Below are 19,352 nucleotides of genomic sequence, written 5' to 3'. Positions count from 1 at the left end.
TCATGAAGCACAATCGCGTTATGTTACTGTTGGCGATGACGGCAGCGTTACCTAATGCGGCGTTTGCCGAAGGCTTTGAGCTACCTATCTGGAAGTCGGATGCCGAGGCGTTAGGCTACGTGCTCCCTGAGGCGTTTGGCATCAGTATCGGTTATATGCATGTTGAGCAAGGGATAAATGTCGATAGCATTAGTTTTGAAGGGCTGAAGTTAGGCCGTATACCAATCCCGAGTGATGCAATAAATATTGCGACTCGAGATAGCTACCAAAATAGCGATGTACTCACATTAAGAGCGGATGTTTGGCTGTTTCCCTTCCTTAACTTTTATGCCATTGGCGGTAAAATCAAAGGCTACTCTCAAACAACAATTGACGTAGAGATAAATACACTTGGAGGACTACCCGTTGCGAAAGATCTTCCTTTTCGTTTAGATCTAGATGGAAATATGTATGGTGGTGGCTTTGTCCTAGCGGGTGGCCATGGAAACTGGTTTACCCTCGTAGATGCAAGCTTCACCAAGACTAACCTAACCGTGATTGACGGTGGTATAGATTCGTTTGTCGCGACACCACGTGTTGGCTATGATTTTACCAATCATGGCACTCCAATTCGGGCTTGGGTCGGAGCCCAGTATCAGGATATTCAACAGAGTCTATCTGGTAATATCTCAGACTTAGATCTACCTAGTGAGTTGGCGAGCTTGATTGATTTGGTTAATCGCGATGAAGAAGGCCGATTTAACGTCGAGCAAAGCTTGGCCACGGCTTGGTCGCCGGTGGCGGGGTTTCAATACACATTCAATAAAACGTTTAACGTGATTGGTGAATTTTCGTTTGGCGAACGACAAAGCGTTTTTGTTACTTTGGATACGCGATTTTAGTGCTCGAGAATGTTCTCAATATAGTTACAGTTTGGCGCACGACTGCATACCCAAAAACGGCGTCCAACCATCTCACCTTGCGTCGCGGTTCGAATCACTAACGGGCTGCCACATTTTTGACAAAATTTAGCGCTGCTGGTGTCAGTTTCTAAGTTTAGATAGGGCGATAGTTTTCGACTGATGGCCGAGACTCGATACGCATGTTGTTGGTTTAATGAAATAACGGGAATGTTGGCGCTGCGGCAGATCGCTAAAATGGCTTTTTCTCGATCAGCCTTCTGCGGGCTAATTTTTTTGCCATCGTCAATAACGATTGTACAGACTACTCGCCCACTTTGAATATCCACAATTACATAGTCTAGGGTCGCTTTCAACGCTTTGGCATAGGCTCGCGCGCGCTTTTTACTGCTGGATTCTTGCGGGACAACGATACTAGAGAGCGCGACTTTGGATTGAACCAAAGCTTTGTCTTGAACTGCTTCGAGTAACGCGATATTGAGCGCGTGTTCTACATCGCTAAAAAAGCGTTTACGGGCTGAATAGCGGTACTCTTCTGCTACATACCGTTTTAGGACTTTACTCCTTACAATAAGGTAGAAAACAACCAGTACTAAAAATAGAATTGCAATTTCGACCATGCTCTGTCCGCTGTTATGTCACTTTAGGCGAGTAAAGTGTAACAGCCCAAAAAAACAATTGAGAGCGATTTCGCTCCCAATTGTATGATTTGGTTAGAAAGTGATGATTATTTAGCTTGGTAGTTTTCTAAATCACTTGGCATCACTAACACAACACCTTTCTCAGTCACTTCAAAATATTTCGCATCGTGTTCAAGGTCATCACCGATCACAATACCATCTGGCAGTATAGTCCCTTCACCAACAATCACTTTGGTTAGTTTACAGTTTTGGCCCACTACAACTTCAGGTAAAAGTATTGAATCACGGACAACCGAGCCTTCATCTACATACACCGACGTAGAAAGTAAAGAGTGATCAACCGTCGAACCTGACACAATGGTCCCTGCAGAGAGAACCGAATCCGTCGCTGCTCCACGACGCTCTGGTTCATTGAAGACAAACTTCGCACCAGGTAACTGTGATTGTGTGGTCAATGTTGGCCATTGACGGTCGTAAAGGTCCAACTCAGGCTTAGGTGACAAGATGTCCATGTTGGCTGCGTAGTATTCGTCTAGATCACCTACATCACGCCAATACGCTGTTTCACATGGATGCCCGTGAGCACTGAACACATAACCACGTACATTCAAACGCTTAATAATTGCAGGGATGATGTTATGGCCAAAGTCATGTTGATACTCAGGATCTCTTAGCGCTTCGACGAGTTCACGCTCCAATACTTCTTTATTGAAGATGTAGATCCCCATAGAAACTAGAGATTTACTTGGATCCGTCGGACTTGGTGCAGGATTGGCCGGTTTCTCTTGGAATTCTACCACATTACCTTCACCGTCGATTGCCATTACACCAAATGCGCTTGCCTGTTCGATGGGTTTATTAATGCACGCTACAGTGACATCGGCATTAGTTTCAGAGTGGAAGTTAAGCATGCGCGAATAATCCATCTTGTAGATGTGGTCACCGCCAAGAATAAGTATACGGTCAGCGTCCATTTGACGGATCAAATCTAAGTTTTGGTAGACCGCATCTGCCGTACCACGATACCAGTCGTTGCCAGTACGCTGCTGTGCAGGGACAATCTGTACACCGTCACCCAAAGCGTTGGAAGAGAACTGCCAACCACGCTGAAGGTGTAAAATAAGGTTGTGGGCCATAAACTGGGTAAGAACACCTACCGAGCGTATGCCTGAGTGATAGCAGTTGGAAAGTGCGAAATCAATTATTTTATACTTTCCAGCAAAAGAAACAGCGGGCTTAGCGTCATCTTTAGTAAGGCCTTTTAAGCGAGTACCTTTACCACCCGCAAGAACCAACGCAATGGTGTTCTTAAGCAAACGATTGCTTGGGTGGTGCGAATATTTATTGTGGGGCATGTGAGGGTCTCTCCTAGTATTTTTATTAACGCACTATTGTCATACTTTTTGTGCGGTTTAATGACTATACCCCCTTTAGATTACGTTTTTTTTGAAGCAATACTAAATCCTTGAAGTCGGTCGATCTAACTGCTTAAAAATTGCGCTTACGCAAACAGTTACCTAACAAACCACCCCTTACATGTGAAAACTGTGCAACGAATGACCAATCAATCCACTGCTTTAGTAGCATTTTGGCTCTCTTGGACAGACTGTTCCCCTTGAACAGATAATGCGAGCGGGTTTCTCAATGCCTCGTTCTATCCACCCTACATTAAGGATTTTCGATACTTTACTTAATGCGGTCTTTATGGAAGGTGCAATAGCAACCTCACCGTGGTGAGATACGCAGGCTTCTTTTAACTGTTGCGCCATTTCGATGCTATCAATGCCTTGTGCAGCGATCGCTGGATTTAAATCAAGACCAGCACATAACACCCTATTGTTACCGGCTGGATCTCGCATATACACCGACTCACAACAATAAATTCGCGGTTGCCCCGCGACATCTAACACCGAGATTTGTGCCGAAGTACCGTTACTTGGTGTCGATAGCATGCGAAACACTGCCCAGTGCCGACATGGGTCTTCGACCTGACGCATATTCCCCCAAGGTAAAGGAATACCATTGCCACGATAGACCGCTTTTAGTTTGCCTGGACCATAAGCATCAAAGTAATGCCAGTTTGGATAAGGTGACACAACGGTCATCCTTCTCATTGCAACGGACGGCGACACTTGTGCCAGTTGGTGGCTTGCTATTTCATAACCGTTTCTATCCAGTAATTGTCGAAATGGAACTTTTGGGCATAACAAAGCACCGGCGAAAAAGCTGGACTCAAAATCTCGCCATGCGTCTAAAATGTCAGCAGCGTTTAGATCCAGGTTCTGGTTTTGAGCGTCGTTCCAGTTTGAATGGTGCCCTACTCTTAGACTGGTTTTTACACCCTGCTCGTTGTGCAAAACACAGTGGCCAATATAGACCGCAAGATCATATTTAAGTCGTGTAGGAAATTGCTTAAGCATATCATTGAGGTAAATGTGACCAGGAGGCTCAAAGTGTGAGGTGATGATCTCTTTCCCATCAATGCCTAACTCGTTACGGATTGCGCGTGGTGTTTCTGAAATCCAATGGATACGTACACCTAGCTGCTTCGCGATGTCCATTAGGTCTTCAACACTTAACGGTAAACGTTTCCCACCAATTTCTTCCGCACGTTTCTCCAGGTCTGGAAAATGATTTTGGTTATTTTCCTGATGCGCTCTGATCAATAGTTGAGCAAATTGCCTCCCTCCTATTCCTGCTTGCGACAGCAGCTCTGGAATCGCATTTTGCAGAATATCGGGAGTAAAAAGAAAACTTGGCTCTAGCGCGATACCTGCAAGTCCACCCTTGCCAGATTTATGTGGCGTAATGTGTGACTCCTCCGGCTCATCATCTAGAAACCATTCGAACGGTTTTTGAAACACATCCGCAATGACCTCTAACATGTCTGCGCTCGGAATTCGTTTGCCCCGCTCAATCATAGATAAATAGGACACCGAAGGCGCATAGTCTGGATTGATCCGTACGCATCGAGTGGACAGGTCCTCCATGGTTAAATTATTACGCTTGCGCAAATTTCTAACCTTGGTTCCCAAGAAATGTGTCTGTCTAGCTAGAGAGTTTTTACTTTTCATTTTTGTAAAATTCACATTGTGAAATTTTTGTTGTGAAATTGTATACAAAAAACAGGTAGTCTACAAATGAAGCAGCAAAAAAGTAAAACATCAGGAGCACACTATGACTATGACCCATCGAATCCATGACGAACACTCTCCCAACTCGTTGTCAGAGAACCCAATGTCACCGCAATTGCGTGAAGTTAAAAAAGCGAAACCTTGCCAACAACATGTTGTGAAATCATTTTTGGATAAAAACTTTCCACTGGATGGGGGCTCTCACCAAGACGTAGCGAGCTACTACGTTTATTACTGCAATCTTATGGTGTGTTTTAAGGATGGTCGCTTAAGTGGACTGGTAAAACCTAGCCAGTTTGTCGCGTTAGGTGGCCACAAAGATTCCCCAGAGGCGCTGGTGTTTAAAAATGACAGTGGTTCACACCTTGAGTTAACGCTTGGAAAACGACGTGGTGCTGATGGTCTTGTGACAATTTCCGACCTGCAATTGGAAACTCAAACAACCCTAAGCGCCGATAATCTTGGTGGGGTTAGATATTGGGTAAGCTTGATGGAAAACAGCAATCAAGGTGCACCGATTGCTCACTTAGAAGATAAAGAATATCGTAGCAAGAGAGACGATGACTACCAATTAACTCGATTCGTTTAATTACACGACTTTCTTCTGATGCTGCAACGGCTTGAATGAGTTACACTTATTTAAGCCGTTATCATTTAGAAAGGACTCTTTAAATGACTACCCTTCGAGCAACAGTCGTTGCCGCTTCACTCGCTACTTTACTTGTTGGCTGTTCTCAAACAACGGATCCTGTGTATATAGCCAATGACAACATCGCTCCGTACAAACAAGCGACATTCGATCAGTATCTAGCCGAAACAGAGCAGTGGCTAATCGAGCATCGACATTTTGTCAGCGATAATCAGCAAAAAGAACTCGATGCAGTTATGCCGTTCGAAATAGTACCTAGCAATCCTAACGGTGAAGGAATATTGCTTGTACATGGTCTGTCTGACTCGCCCTACTCCTTTGTCGATATGGCCCCTGTACTGGCTGAACAAGGCTACCTAGTGCGAGCTATATTGCTACCAGGTCATGGCTCCAAGCCTGCTGATCTTCAACTGGTTGAGTTGGAAGACTGGAACGAAATCGTCGAACATCATACTCAACTGCTTCAAAATCAAGTCGATAAAGTTTGGCTTGGTGGTTTTTCGACAGGAACAAACTTAGTCACCCATTATGCAGCGTCTCATCCAGGTGAAGTTGAAGGGTTGATTTTGGTCTCTACCGCTTATCATCCGCGCGATCCAATGGCTAAATACACACCCTATGCGAAGTGGTTTAGCGATTGGGTAGATCAAGAGTTAGAATCCAATCATACCCGTTACTCGTCGTTTTCAATGCATGGTGCTGCGACCTATTATCAGAGTACTAAGCAGGTTAAAACTCACATAGAAAATAAACAGGTCTCGCTACCTACCTTTATGATTTTAAGCGAGGCAGATGAAACCATTGATTCTCAATATGCTGTCGACGCGTTTCAAATGAACTTTACTCACCCCAATAGCCGTGCGCTTTGGTTTGGTGAGACAGCTTATGCCGATACACGTATAACCCAGTATTCCATGGTTCTGCCAAAGAAGCAGATATTCAGTGGCAGTCATTTATCGCCACTTTTCTCTCCAGAAAATACGGTTTACAACAAAGACGGTGAAATCCGGTTCTGTTTTGAGCAGCAGCCTGAAATGTCAGTAACGTCTTGTGAATTGTCTAATAATGTGTGGTTTGGTGCTTATGGATTAGGTGACGAGAGAACACAAAGGGCACGGCTCAGTTGGAACCCGTATTTTGATGAAACGATGGACGCACTACTGGTGTTTTTAGCCGAAAACTAAGGCGTGTTCTATGCGAATAATAAAGGCGCTATTGATAGCGCCTTTTTATTGCACCGCGACTTAGTGCTGCGGTCTCGATGCAATGGTCTTAATGCAATGCGCTTAATGTAATAGCCATAGCGTTATGCATCGTAGACTAACTGCTGATTCTCATATCTTGTGGCTACTTTACACACCATTAATGCAGCTCTTTGACCCACAACGACATTAGGGTTTGGGAACACAACCGCTTCATGGGCCACCTTGGTGGTTAATATCTGCTCGCCGTCATGCCCAAGGACATCGCCTAACTCAAATGACGTAAAGTTCTCTACATCTTTAGCGAAGTTAAACTGGAAGTTTTCAAAGTGGCGAGTGATGGTTCTATTGACCCGATAAGTGATGATGGTGTGAGGTTGCGGTGGTAACGGCCTATCAGTGATGAGGCAGGTAAGCGCATCAAAAAATGGTTGGATCCGAGCTAAATCGTTTTGCCACAGAGGCGCTACTTGTCCTAGCTCTACCGTCACTGCTTGTGCACTGTGATTTTCCGCCGAGTACCAACTGCAGGTTGGGCTTGGGGAGTTAGACAGGAGTACGGCTTCTAGTTTGGCTGCATCCATAAATTCAATAAGCGCCCGACTTCTGGTGGGTTTTAAGGTTTTTGGACTGACTGCAAAGGTATAGTGTTTAGAGCCGCGGATTGCGCAATGCAAATCGAAGTGCCAGCGAGTTGCTGGATCGGTGCCAGCAAAAAAGGCATCAATGTGCTGCTTTATTCGTAACGCAATAGCCGTTTCTTTATTAGAATAATCGGGTGCTTCGCCAAACAGTCTATTTAAGTTTTCGACCACAAACCTTGAATGACTGAGCGTAGCTTCTGGGTGGCCAAAAAACACCAGCAAGCGATGCTTTGACTCTACTTTTCCACTTAAGATATCAGTAACGAGGTGATTGACCGACTCCATTGGCGCAGTTTCGTCACCGTGTACACCGCTAGAAATAACAATATGTTTAGTGTCTGGCGTTATCGATGCCGGTTCAACAAGTAGATAGCCGCTTTCCAGTAAACTGACGTTGGTTAAATTGTCTAATGTGACAGACTTTTCAGTGACAGTGTCACGCCCGGTAAGTCGGTGATGTTCTAAGGTGTCATGTAAAAAACTTTGAGAAAACAACGGCATTCTACCGCACTCCTTGCTTCTGGTGATGGTTAACTTCGATTTGTCATTTGCAAACGATGTCTACATTGCTTAAGACACTCTCAAAGTTTTTACGCCCAACTATCGACGATTCAATCTAGATCATAACCGAAAGAGCTCTCTACGTTGAATTGAGCCCTTTTTTTTGAGAGCCACTTCAAGCCTGTTGCATATTATTTTTAAGTCGCTCATTTATTGGGCGAAAGTGAGTGATTGCACCATGATAATGTTTGGTTTTAACTCGATATCATTACAAATGTTACGGATATAGTTTGCGGTTATGATTAAGAAGAAAAAGGCATTTAGAGAGTTCAAATAGACACTGTATGCTGCCGTTCTCAATATAGAGACGTTTCGTCGGTTGATTTTAAAACTCCAATAATATAGGAACTCATTATGTCAGTTGCTGTCATTGCAAATTTAGCGGTATTTGCTGTATTACTCGCTTTCTTATTTAAGCAACAGCGCCAAGAACGCACACTTTCTTTCCTTGTTCTAACCGGGCTTATGTTAGGCAGCGGTTTTGGCTTAGTGCTTCAGCTTGTTTATAGCGATTCCGCGGCCATCATTAAAGAAACCATCGACTGGACTAATGTGGTCGGCAATGGTTATGTTAGCCTACTGAAAATGGTAATAATGCCGTTAGTTCTCGTGTCTATGATTTCTGCGGTCGTGAAGCTTGATAACTCAGGCTCTCTAGGCAAAATCAGTGGCTTAACCATCGGCGTGCTTATGGTAACAACAGCCATCTCTGCATTGATAGGGATCGCGGTTACTCAAGCCTTTGGCCTAACGGCTGAAGGCTTGGTAGAAGGCAGTCGCGAAACAGCTCGAATTGCGCTGTTAGAAAGCCGCGCAGATAGTGTCAGCGACCTAAGCATTCCACAAATGCTATTAAGCTTCATTCCAACCAATCCGTTTAATGACTTAACCGGCGCACGCTCAACATCCATTATTGCTGTGGTCATTTTTGGCATCCTTGTGGGTATTGCTGCGCGTAAAGTAATGCAAGAGAAAAAAGAGCTAGAAACACCAATTCGTACTTTTGTCGAAGCCATTCAATCTATTGTTATGCGTTTGGTGAAAATGATCATGGCGCTTACCCCTTATGGTATTGCTGGGCTAATGACTAAAGTGGTCGCGACATCGTCAGCAACGGATATTCTTAACCTGTTAGGTTTTATTGTCGCGAGCTACGTCGCGATTGGTCTAATGTTTTTGGTACATGGTCTGTTGGTATCTTTTGTCGGTGTCAGCCCAAAAGAATATTTTAAAAAGATTTGGCCAGTGCTGACCTTTGCATTTACTTCTCGAAGCTCGGCGGCAACCATTCCTCTTAACGTGGAAGCACAAATCACCAAACTAAAAGTTCCGCCAGCGATTGCAAACCTTTCAGCATCATTTGGTGCGACCATTGGTCAAAATGGATGTGCTGGTATCTATCCAGCTATGCTAGCTGTTATGGTTGCCCCAACGGTTGGTATTAATCCGATGGACATTGGGTTTATCACTTCTCTGGTTGCTATCATAATGATCAGCTCATTTGGTATTGCAGGTGTGGGTGGCGGAGCTACCTTCGCAGCGCTCATTGTATTGCCTGCAATGGGGCTACCCGTCACTATTGCGGCGTTACTTATTTCTATCGAACCTCTTATCGATATGGCACGTACCGCGTTAAATGTGTCCGGTGCAATGACCGCAGGAACGATTACGAGTAAACTGCTTAAGCAAGAAGAGACGCCAGCGGAGCTCGAATCCGCTAACGCTTAAATTGGCTTTTATTTAATCAAGCTAGCCCATTGTGGCTGGCTTTTTTTGTTTTTGAAGCTCAAAAACAGCTTATGCTTTGAGTTTGAATTGCTTTGAAAAATAGAAGGTGCTGTAATAAAGAAAATCTAATACTGGCTTGATGTTATGAGCAGCGGAAAAACGTTTTTCTTTTTTGATTACGAAACTTGGGGTGTCAACCCTGCCACCGACAGACCCTCTCAATTTGCTGGGGTCCGTTGCGATGCAGAGCTTAATATTATCGGCGAACCACTGGTCATTTACTGCCAACCACCCACCGATTACCTTCCTAGCCCAGAAGCCGTATTGTTAACTAAAATCACGCCACAAAAAGCGCGTCGTGAAGGGTTACCAGAACCGGAATTTATCGACAAAATCCATCAAGAGCTGTCTAAGCCAGACACCATTAGCTTAGGCTATAACAATGTCCGCTTTGATGACGAAGTCACACGTTATACCTGCTATCGAAACTTCATTGATCCTTATGGTTGGAGCTGGCAAAACGGTAATTCTCGTTGGGATTTATTGGATGTGATGCGCGCTGTGCACGCCCTACGCCCAGAAGGAATTAATTGGCCTGAAAACGACGATGGGTTACCCAGTTTTAAACTTGAACACCTTTCTGCCGCCAATGGCATAGAACATGAAAATGCGCACGACGCAATGGCGGACGTCATTGCAACGATTGAACTTGCGAAAATTGTTCGAGCCGCTCAACCAAAAATGTTCGATTACTTGCTGTCGCTGCGTACAAAAAATGAACTGACCAAATTGGTCGATGTGGTAAAACAGACTCCACTGGTCCACGTATCGGGTATGTTCGGCAGTGAAAGAGGCTATACCAGTTGGGTTGTGCCTATAGCATGGCACCCTAGCAATAAAAACGCATTGATTGTCGTAGACCTTGCGCACGATCCTGAGCCACTGCTGACTCTAAATGAAGACGAGATTATGGCTCGCTTATACACCAAGCGCTCCGAGTTAGGGAACGATCTCCCTATTCCGGTTAAAGTGATCCACCTTAATAAGTGCCCTATTTTGGCTCCGCCTAAAACGCTTACGCCACAAGCGGCAGAGCGATTGGGGATCGATCGCGCCCAGTGTTTGCAACATCTCGAGATCGTTCGTAGCAACCACGATATAAAAGAGAAACTATTGTGGGTGTTCAGTCAGCAGCAAGAGTACCCAGAAAAATCTGACGTTGAAAGCAAGCTGTATGATGGCTTTTTTAGTCCTGCGGCGCGCTCTGCAATGGACATTATTCGTCATTCCTCCCCCGAGCAGTTGGCAGTGCTAGATATTGAGTTTGACGATCCTAGGATCGCCCCACTGCTGTTTCATTATCGAGCTAGGCATTATCCGCACACATTGACGCCAGATGAGCAGCGTCAATGGCAAGCACACTGTTATGACTATTTTTACGATCGTTTACCGGACTATAAATTCAATTTAGAGGCCCTATACAATCAGTACTATGGCGACGAAAGTAAGCGAGGTCTTATTGAGAGTGTTAGCCATTATATTGAATCACTCGAAAACTGAAGAGAGCTATAGGTGAATTTACTCCTTCGATATATTACCTCGGCGGCACTCATCGTACTGTGCTTATTTATTGGCAATACGTTGCAGCACGTATTGCACTTAGCGGTGCCTGGCAGTGTAATTGGCTTGCTTCTGTTGTTTGGTTTGCTGGTTTCAGGTGCGGTAAAGCCAGTGTGGGTGGAAAAGTCTGCCTCATTGTTGATCAAATATATGATTCTACTGTTTGTTCCTGTCAGTGTTGGGCTAATGGTACACCTCGATACGTTAGCCGATAACTTTTGGATGATCATTGTCAGTACGGTTGGAGGGTCATTAATTGTATTGGTGATTATGGCTCTACTTTTAGAACGAATTCTAGTGGGTAAAAAATAATGGTTTGGCTTTTTGTCACTGTTGGTGTGTATTTTTTTGTTCGCTGGTTATGCAGTAAAATAAGCTCGCCTTTTGCCAACCCGCTGCTCTTAAGTATGGCCATTATTATTCCACTGCTGCTGTGGTTTAATGTCCCCTATCACACCTATTATCACAATAACGACCTGCTCAACCATTTACTGGGGCCGGCTGTTGTAGCCTTAGCTTACCCGCTCTACGAGCAACTGCCTGCCATACGCCAGAATTGGAAAGTGATCACTACCTGCTGCTTTGTCGGTTCACTCGCTGCGATGACCAGCGCAATAGGGTTAGCGGTCATTATGGGTGCTGAAGAGACGTTGCTTGCGAGTATCTTAGGAAAATCTGTCACCACCGCTATCTCGATGGAAATTGCCGAGCAATTTGGTGGTGTCCCAGCGATTGCTGCGATATTAGTACTATTAGCAGGGATCGTTGGTGCGCTGTTTGCCTACCCTATTTTTAGTGCATTAAACATAACCCACCCAATAGCCAAGGGCTTAACTATGGGCACGGTATCTCATGCGCTGGGGACCGCTACCTGTTATGAAAAGTCGCAACAAGATGCTGCGTTTAGCTCCCTTGCACTGGTGCTTTGCGGCGTATTTACCTCAATTTTGGCTCCGTTAGTATTTACCGTTGCGCTACACTCAATCATGTAATCAATTACATTGTGAAGCGACACTAGATTCACAAAAATGATCGCAATTAAAAGCATTGTGATGGCTTATGATTGACGAAAACGACGATCCTTTAAGGTTTACTATGCACTCTCAAAGAGAAATGATAATCCAAGCGTTGCCCAACGCTCTACAGCAACCAGTCCGTGACCTAATGACGGCTCCAGGTTTTGATGCCACAATCGCCAAACAGAGTGTGAAAGCCCTTTCCGATGCATCCGGATTGGATGAGTCGCAATTAAAGTTGGCCTTGTTGCCATTGGCTGCCTCTTTTTCTTACACACCCATCTCCAAATTTAATGTGGGTGCCATCGTGACGGGTAAGTCCGGTAAATTGTATTTTGGCGCCAATATGGAATTTACCGGAGCACAGTTAGGTCAAACGGTTCACGCAGAGCAGTCCGCTATTAGCCATGCGTGGATAAAAGGCGAAACAGCAATAACCAATATCACCATTAACTACAGTCCATGCGGTCACTGTCGCCAGTTCATGAATGAGCTTGATTGTGCAAGTGAGTTTAATATTCAATTACCTGATCACGCTGCCCAGCCTCTTCATTATTATTTACCCGATTCATTTGGGCCAAAAGATCTTAATGTTACAGAGGGGTTAATGCACCCAACGTCTCATGGTTATTCTCTGGACCAACAACACCCACTGTTACAGCGAGCGGTTGATGGGGCTAATATGAGTCATGCCCCTTATACGGGTGATCATAGCGGCATCGCAATCGAGTTGGCTAACGGTAAAGTTTTCATTGGATCGTATGCTGAAAATGCCGCCTTTAACCCTTCTCTGCCGCCATTGCAGGTTGCGCTTTCACAAGTTCTCATTCATGGGTTTCAATTTAGTGATATCCAATCGGTAGCGCTTGTTGAAGCCAGTGGTGGTGCGATTTCGCATCTTGCTGATACACAAGCGACGTTAGACGTAATCGATCCAGACATCCCTCTTATCTATACCAATATCTAGTTGGTACCACATAAACACCTGAGGCTGCTTATGATAAGCAGCCTTTGTTTTTTTGTTTACAAGCAAACGATTGCGTCCAGAGTAAAAATCCGTATCATGCGAGGGAAAATTTCTACAACCATTTGAGGTGTATATGATTGGCTCGGCAACATCGGTATCCGCAACAAAAGTCTTACTGCTTGGATCGGGAGAATTAGGTAAGGAAGTGGCCATTGAGTGTCAGCGTTTAGGGTACTACGTCATCGCTTGTGACAGTTATGCACACGCACCCGCTATGCAAGTGGCCCATCAAGCAGAAGTCTTGGACATGTTAGATGGCAACGCCATACGTGCGCTGGTAGAGAAAGAGCAACCGGCCTATATTGTCCCTGAAGTTGAAGCGATAGCGACCGATACTCTGGTTGATCTCGAAAGCGAGGGATTTACAGTTGTTCCTAAAGCAAATGCTACTAAGCTGACGATGAATCGAGAAGGTATTCGCCGACTTGCTGCAGAGGAGCTTAAATTGCCGACCTCTCCTTATCAATTTGCTGATACCGTCGAGAGTTTTCACGCCGCCGTTGCCGACGTTGGTGTCCCTTGCGTAGTAAAGCCAGTAATGAGTTCGTCTGGTAAAGGCCAAAGCGTTATTAAGTCTGTCGACGACATCGATGCGGCTTGGCAATACGCTCAAGACGGAGGCCGTGCAGGTGCAGGTCGTGTGATTGTTGAAGGGTTCATCGATTTTGACTATGAAATCACACTTCTCACGGTAAGCGCCAGCGATGGGATTCACTTTTGTGCGCCTATTGGCCACCGTCAAGAAGACGGAGACTATCGCGAGTCATGGCAGCCGCAGCAAATGTCATCAGCAGCTAAAGCAGAGTCTGAGAGAGTAGCTGGCGCCATTGTCAGCGCTCTGGGTGGCTATGGACTGTTTGGAGTGGAGTTGTTCATTAAAGGTGACAAGGTTATTTTTAATGAGGTCTCTCCTCGACCGCATGACACCGGCTTAGTGACATTAACCTCTCAAGAGCTGTCTGAGTTTGCATTGCATGTACGCGCATTCTCTGGTTTTCCCATTGGCGACATCGTTCAATATGGCCCTTCGGCTTCTGCGGTAATATTGGGGCAAGGTACATCAGAAAACTTGCGCTATAACGGATTGGACAACGCGCTTTCAGTTCCATCAACCCAATTACGCTTATTTGGTAAACCCAATATTAATGGTAGACGCAGACTTGGCGTTGCTATCAGTCGTGCTAAGAGTATTGAAGAGGCCGTTGATGCTGCGAAACTGGCCGCCAGCAGAGTAAAAATAGAGTACTAGTTGCTGACCCAACAAAACAAAAGGCCCGAGAGTGACACTCTCGGGCCTTTTGTTTAAGGCTTTTCTAATAACCACACTTGTTCACTAAAACGTGAAACACCGGATTTAGCTTTCTGCAGCTCAAATTCACTCTCATCACTGTCAATCAACGTGATGGTATAGTGGTTAAACAGTCGTTCTATTTCTTGGCGCTCTACCGAAAATGGAGGGCCTTGCTTTTCGTGTTGTGGGTAACTCAAGGTAATGAGTAACATTTTTCCACCACTTACCAAAAGCTGGTCCATCCGTTTTGAGTATTCAATGCGAAGCGTTTCAGGAAGCGCTATAAGTGCCGCGCGATCGTATATTCTATCCACCGGTGTTAGTGGTGCTGTAAAAATGTCGCCCACGTAGATAGAGAGCTCGTCAAACTCATACAGTGAGTGTGACGAGTCTAAGGTGATGACTGTTGGTGTATATAAATGTTCCGCAAAAAAACTTTTAACCGCAATGTCGCTCAATTCACAGCCAATAACGTTATGATGAAATCGTGATAACCATATAAGGTCTTCGCTTTTGCCACACAATGGGACGAGAACCGATTGCTCTTTTGTGGGTGCTACTTTAAACCAGTGCTTTTCTAAGTGTGGGTTCACCTCAAGTTGATGAAAACCAATTTTGTTGGACGCCCATTTTTGATGCCAAAAATCGTGGTCTTGTTGTTCCTTCATTGCACCCTTCTTATTTTTTGCGATGATTAAAAAAGGCCACCGTAGTGACCTTTATATTGAAGAGCTTAAAGCTATTTTTTTAAACTTTCTACCCTAGATTTTAGCTTTTGACCTGGACGGAAAGTAACAACCCTTCTTGCGGATATTGGAATATCTTCCCCAGTCTTTGGATTACGTCCTGGACGTTCATTTTTGTCTCGCAAGTCAAAATTACCAAATCCAGACAACTTTACTTGTTCGCCATTCTCTAGCGCGCAACGAATCTCTTCGAAAAATTCTTCTACAGTATCCTTTGCATCCCGTTTGCTTAATCCTACATTCTCAAACAGGTATTCGGCTAAATCAGCCTTAGTGAGCGCCATATAACATTCCTCAACGTTAACATTCGACCATCTTGTAGCTGCAGTGGATACTGAGAACAGACACTCTTGGTTAAGAAGCGCTACTGTCAAAATCACTACTGCTATCAATCACATATTGCGACTTTTTAGAAAGTGTATGCCATACAAATGAATTTCGCCAATATTTTTCACAATAAAATTGTCAACTAGATTAGTGACTTACCTTGAAATTACTTATTTTTTGTACAGCAATAGACGATCTGACGTAAATATTATACAGTTGCAGGTAATATCACTAATATAATACATATTAACAGAATCTTAATTCAGTGGCCGCGATTTGATAATTGACACTAAATTGTCATTAGTACAATAAAAAAAGAGGCCCAATAGGGCCTCTTCTGCTTTATATTCAGTCACTTGGGCTATTAGTTTTACCTACTAGTCGCGCAGCGATGCACCAAAGGACTCAGAGATGTGCGTGACTATGGAGTTTACCGCACCAGCAATATCAGAGTCTTCTAGGGTACGCTCTACAGATTGCAGTGTTAATGCAATGGCAAGGCTCTTGTTACCCTCTTCTACTCCTTTGCCGACGTACACATCAAAGAGTTTGGCTTCAACCAAGAACTCGCCGCCATTTTCTAGACACGCTTTAACAATGTCACCTGATGCAACAGAATCATCGACAACAACAGCAATATCACGGCGGTTAGCAGGGAACTTAGACAGTTGCACGGCTTCTGGGATCACCTTAGTGTTGATCGCAGACCATTCGATTTCGAATACGATAGTACGGCCATTAAGACCAAACTTACGCTCAAGCTCTGGATGAACAGTACCAATGACACCGACTTCTTGGCCATCTACGATGATTGCGGCAGATTGACCTGGGTGTAAAGCTGGGTGACTGGTTGGCGCGAATGAGTACGCTTTCTCGTTCGCGGTCAATTCTAAAACAGCTTCAAGGTCACCTTTCAAGTCAAAGAAATCAACAGTGTTGGTTTCGATGTCCCAATGTTCTTCACCACGAGTTCCTGCGATAACACCCGCGAGCATTGGCTCTTGCTGCATGCCATTTTCAGCTTGCTTCGAAGGAACGAAACGTAATCCGTATTCAAACAAACGAACGCGCGGTTGCTGGCGTTTTTGATTGTGAACAACGGTATTAAGAAGCCCTTGAATAAGACCAAGACGCATCGCGGACATATCTGCCGAGATTGGGAAAGGCAGTACCAATGGTTCAACACCGGGTACAACCAATTTTTGCTGCTCAGGCTCGACAAAACTGTAGGTGATCGCTTCTTGATAACCGCGATCGACCAATAAGTTGCGCACGCGTTTAAGCGGCATGTCGGCTTCAACGTGGTTGTGCATGGTTAGGGCTGCAACGGGATGTTGATTAGGAATGTTGTCATAACCGTAGATACGGCCGACTTCTTCAATCAAATCCTGTTCGATAGCAATATCAAAACGCCAAGTCGGCGCGATAGCACTCCAACCTGTATCGGTCGTTGAAACCGTTAGACCAAGACGCTCTAGTATTTCAACTACGTCACTGTCAGCAATGTGATGGCCTAGCAGGCTATCAAGCTTTTCACGGCGCAGTGAAACTTTATTAGGCTTTGGTAGTTCTGCATCAGATTCAGCCGCTACGATAGGCGCAACGTCACCGCCGCAAATATCAACCAATAGCTGAGTAGCTCGCTCCATCGCTTTATACTGTAGAGAGTAATCTACGCCACGCTCATAACGCATAGAGGCGTCAGTGTGCAGCCCATATTTGCGTGCTCGGCCACGAATTTGATCCGGTGCAAAGAATGCGGCCTCTAACAGAATGTCTTGAGTGTCCGTCGTAACGCCCGAATGCTCACCACCAAAAATACCCGCAATAGCAAGCGCTTTGTTGTGGTCGGCAATGACGAGAGTATCGCTGGACAGTTTGGCTTCGTTGCCATCAAGCAGAGTCAGTTTTTCATCTTGCTCAGCCATACGCACAACAACGCCACCTTCAATCTTAGAAAGATCAAATGCGTGCATTGGGTGGCCTTGCTCAAGCAATACGTAGTTGGTGATGTCAACGACTGCGTCAATAGAACGGATGCCACAACGACGCAGTTTTTCTTGCATCCACAGTGGAGATTGCGCTTTCACGTTTACATTTTTAACGATTCGACCAAGATAACGTGGGCAAGCAGCAGGCGCTTGTACATCGATGTCAATAGTGTCTTGAAGGGTGTTAACCGCGTGTTCAAAAGCTGGCTCTGTCACGTCTGCACGGTTTAACACGCCGACTTCACGAGCCAGTCCGCGAATACTAAAGCAGTCAGCACGGTTTGCGGTTAGATCAACGTCGACCGTCACGTCGTTAAGCTCAAGGAAGTCACGGAAATCTTTGCCGATCTCTGCAGTATCGCTTAGCTCCATGATGCCGTCTGATTCAACGTCAATGCCAAGCTCACTGAAAGAGCAAAGCATACCATGTGAAGGTTGGCCGCGAAGTTTTGCTTTTTTGATTTTGAAATCGCCAGGCAAGACTGCCCCGACTGTGGCAACCGCCACTTTGATTCCTTGGCGACAGTTTGGAGCGCCACAGACGATGTCGAGAAGTTCTTCCTCACCCACATCGATTTTTGTTACTCGAAGTTTATCGGCGTCTGGATGTTGACCGCATTCGACAACTTTACCTACTTTAACACCAGTAAAAGTGCCAGCAACAGGCAATACATCGTCTACTTCTAGACCGGCCATAGTAATTTGGTGTGTAAGTTCGTCAGTAGATACTGAAGGGTTTACCCACTCACGAAGCCATAATTCGCTGAATTTCATTGTGATGAACCCTCTGGATTACTTGAATTGTTTAAGGAAACGAAGATCGTTTTCGAAGAATGCACGCAGATCGTTGACACCATAACGAAGCATGGTTAAACGCTCTACACCCATTCCGAATGCAAAACCAGAGTATTTCTCAGCGTCGATGCCTACACTGCGCAATACGTTCGGGTGAACCATGCCACAGCCAAGGACCTCTAGCCATTTACCGTTTTTCCCTTTTACGTCAACTTCTGCTGAAGGCTCAGTAAATGGGAAGTAAGAAGGACGGAATCGAATCTCAACTTCTTCTTCAAAGAAATTACACAAAAAGTCATTTAGGATGCCTTTTAGCTGTGCAAAGTTGACGTTTTCGTCTACCAACATACCTTCTACCTGATGGAACATTGGTGTATGAGTTTGGTCGTAATCGTTACGATATACGCGGCCTGGCGCAATAAAGCGGAACGGAGGCTTGCCGTTTTCCATCGTACGAATTTGCACACCAGAGGTATGCGTACGAAGCATGAGATCAGGATTGAAGAAAAAAGTATCGTGATCGGTACGTGCTGGGTGATCTTCTGCGATATTTAATGCATCGAAGTTGTGGAATGCATCTTCAATTTCTGGACCAGATTCAGTTTGAAAGCCAAGCTCACCGAAAAATTGCTCAATACGTTCGACGGTACGAGTCACTGGGTGAAGTCCACCATTTTCAATGCGACGACCAGGCAAGGTAACGTCAATGGTTTCTGCGGCTAGTTTTGCTTCTAATTCGGCGCGCTGCAAAGCGTCTTTACGAGCGGCGATGGCTTGCTGTACGACACCTTTCGCTTTGTTGATCTCTTGACCGGCTGTACGGCGCTCTTCTGGTGGTAATTTACCCAAGCTTTGTAGCTGAGCCGTTAGCTCGCCTTTTTTGCCTAGGTACTGTACCCGCACTTCATCCAGTGCGACTAACGAGTCTGCGCTTTCAATCGCAGTGTTCGCATTAGCAATAATCTCTTGTAGATGTTGCATCGTTTCCTCAGTTAACCAAATCTAAGCGTTGGTCAAGTTTTGGGTAGTGATCCCTGACGGAATCTGGGTTTTTATATAGCCCTACATAGTAACGAAAGAC

General features: G+C 45.0%; 17 protein-coding genes. 9 read left to right on the top strand and 8 right to left on the bottom strand.

The window, feature by feature from the left end; translation table 11 throughout:
• Window positions 1–2: 2 nt before the first annotated feature.
• The gene (locus ST37_RS15475; protein ID WP_084887970.1) at window positions 3–881 is read left to right on the top strand and encodes a hypothetical protein; all 879 of its coding nucleotides are present in this window, start codon (window positions 3–5) and stop codon (window positions 879–881) included.
• Here the strand turns inward: ST37_RS15475 and ST37_RS15470 are convergent.
• The 3 genes from ST37_RS15470 to ST37_RS15460 all read right to left on the bottom strand — a co-directional run bounded on the left by ST37_RS15470 (window position 878) and on the right by ST37_RS15460 (window position 4,614).
• Window positions 878–1,519, bottom strand: a complete 642-nt coding sequence (locus tag ST37_RS15470; RefSeq protein WP_084887968.1) for a DUF2726 domain-containing protein — start codon at window positions 1,517–1,519, stop codon at window positions 878–880. The genes ST37_RS15475 and ST37_RS15470 overlap by 4 nt on opposite strands.
• 107 nt (window positions 1,520–1,626) lie before the next feature.
• Window positions 1,627–2,895 carry a glucose-1-phosphate adenylyltransferase gene (gene glgC, locus ST37_RS15465; RefSeq protein WP_084887966.1) on the bottom strand — a complete coding sequence of 423 codons (1,269 nt, stop codon included), beginning with the start codon at window positions 2,893–2,895 and terminating at the stop codon, window positions 1,627–1,629.
• Window positions 2,896–3,117: 222 nt separating this feature from the next.
• Window positions 3,118–4,614, bottom strand: coding sequence for a DUF3612 domain-containing protein (locus ST37_RS15460; protein WP_084887964.1), 1,497 nt, complete (start codon window positions 4,612–4,614; stop codon window positions 3,118–3,120).
• Between the two features lie 103 nt (window positions 4,615–4,717).
• Between ST37_RS15460 and ST37_RS15455 the strand changes: the two genes are divergently transcribed.
• Entirely contained in the window at window positions 4,718–5,263 is a 546-nt protein-coding gene (locus ST37_RS15455) for a hypothetical protein (protein ID WP_084887962.1), read from the top strand.
• 83 nt (window positions 5,264–5,346) lie between these two features.
• Window positions 5,347–6,507 (top strand): alpha/beta fold hydrolase, encoded by a 1,161-nt coding sequence (locus ST37_RS15450; protein WP_084887960.1) that lies wholly within the window; start codon window positions 5,347–5,349, stop codon window positions 6,505–6,507.
• Between the two features lie 122 nt (window positions 6,508–6,629).
• On the opposite strand, the gene ST37_RS15445 is transcribed toward ST37_RS15450, so the two are convergent.
• On the bottom strand, window positions 6,630–7,670 hold the full coding sequence (locus ST37_RS15445) for a succinylglutamate desuccinylase (RefSeq protein ID WP_084887958.1): 1,041 nt from the start codon (window positions 7,668–7,670) through the stop codon (window positions 6,630–6,632).
• Window positions 7,671–8,084: 414 nt separating this feature from the next.
• Here ST37_RS15445 and ST37_RS15440 point away from each other — a divergent pair, with 414 nt between their 5' ends.
• From ST37_RS15440 to purT, 6 genes are all read left to right on the top strand, one after another.
• On the top strand, window positions 8,085–9,458 hold the full coding sequence (locus ST37_RS15440; protein ID WP_084887957.1) for an L-cystine transporter: 1,374 nt from the start codon (window positions 8,085–8,087) through the stop codon (window positions 9,456–9,458).
• Window positions 9,459–9,602: 144 nt separating this feature from the next.
• Complete coding sequence (gene sbcB / locus ST37_RS15435) at window positions 9,603–11,018, top strand: exodeoxyribonuclease I (RefSeq protein WP_084887955.1); 1,416 nt, start codon at window positions 9,603–9,605, stop codon at window positions 11,016–11,018.
• Window positions 11,019–11,030: 12 nt separating this feature from the next.
• Window positions 11,031–11,390 carry a CidA/LrgA family protein gene (locus ST37_RS15430; RefSeq protein WP_084887953.1) on the top strand — a complete coding sequence of 120 codons (360 nt, stop codon included), beginning with the start codon at window positions 11,031–11,033 and terminating at the stop codon, window positions 11,388–11,390.
• Window positions 11,390–12,070, top strand: coding sequence for an LrgB family protein (locus tag ST37_RS15425; protein WP_084887951.1), 681 nt, complete (start codon window positions 11,390–11,392; stop codon window positions 12,068–12,070). Before ST37_RS15430 ends, ST37_RS15425 begins: the two co-directional genes overlap by 1 nt.
• A 103-nt stretch (window positions 12,071–12,173) precedes the next feature.
• Window positions 12,174–13,061 (top strand): cytidine deaminase, encoded by an 888-nt coding sequence (gene cdd / locus ST37_RS15420; RefSeq protein WP_084888158.1) that lies wholly within the window; start codon window positions 12,174–12,176, stop codon window positions 13,059–13,061.
• A gap of 133 nt (window positions 13,062–13,194) precedes the next feature.
• Complete coding sequence (gene purT / locus ST37_RS15415; protein WP_084887949.1) at window positions 13,195–14,370, top strand: formate-dependent phosphoribosylglycinamide formyltransferase; 1,176 nt, start codon at window positions 13,195–13,197, stop codon at window positions 14,368–14,370.
• A 53-nt stretch (window positions 14,371–14,423) separates the two neighbouring features.
• On the opposite strand, the gene ST37_RS15410 is transcribed toward purT, so the two are convergent.
• The 4 genes from ST37_RS15410 to pheS form a co-directional block, all read right to left on the bottom strand.
• Complete coding sequence (locus ST37_RS15410; protein ID WP_084887947.1) at window positions 14,424–15,080, bottom strand: thiopurine S-methyltransferase; 657 nt, start codon at window positions 15,078–15,080, stop codon at window positions 14,424–14,426.
• Window positions 15,081–15,151: 71 nt separating this feature from the next.
• Entirely contained in the window at window positions 15,152–15,442 is a 291-nt protein-coding gene (gene ihfA, locus ST37_RS15405) for an integration host factor subunit alpha (protein ID WP_084887945.1), read from the bottom strand.
• 420 nt (window positions 15,443–15,862) lie between these two features.
• Window positions 15,863–18,250, bottom strand: coding sequence for a phenylalanine--tRNA ligase subunit beta (pheT, locus tag ST37_RS15400; protein WP_084887943.1), 2,388 nt, complete (start codon window positions 18,248–18,250; stop codon window positions 15,863–15,865).
• A gap of 18 nt (window positions 18,251–18,268) precedes the next feature.
• Window positions 18,269–19,252 carry a phenylalanine--tRNA ligase subunit alpha gene (gene pheS / locus ST37_RS15395; RefSeq protein WP_084887942.1) on the bottom strand — a complete coding sequence of 328 codons (984 nt, stop codon included), beginning with the start codon at window positions 19,250–19,252 and terminating at the stop codon, window positions 18,269–18,271.
• Window positions 19,253–19,352: the final 100 nt, after the last annotated feature.

The sequence above is a fragment of the Vibrio sp. qd031 genome, assembly GCF_002100145.1.
GTDB lineage: Bacteria > Pseudomonadota > Gammaproteobacteria > Enterobacterales > Vibrionaceae > Vibrio.
The sequence above is the reverse complement of the archived record's forward strand: the minus strand, read 5'-3'. Positions and strand labels throughout refer to the sequence as shown.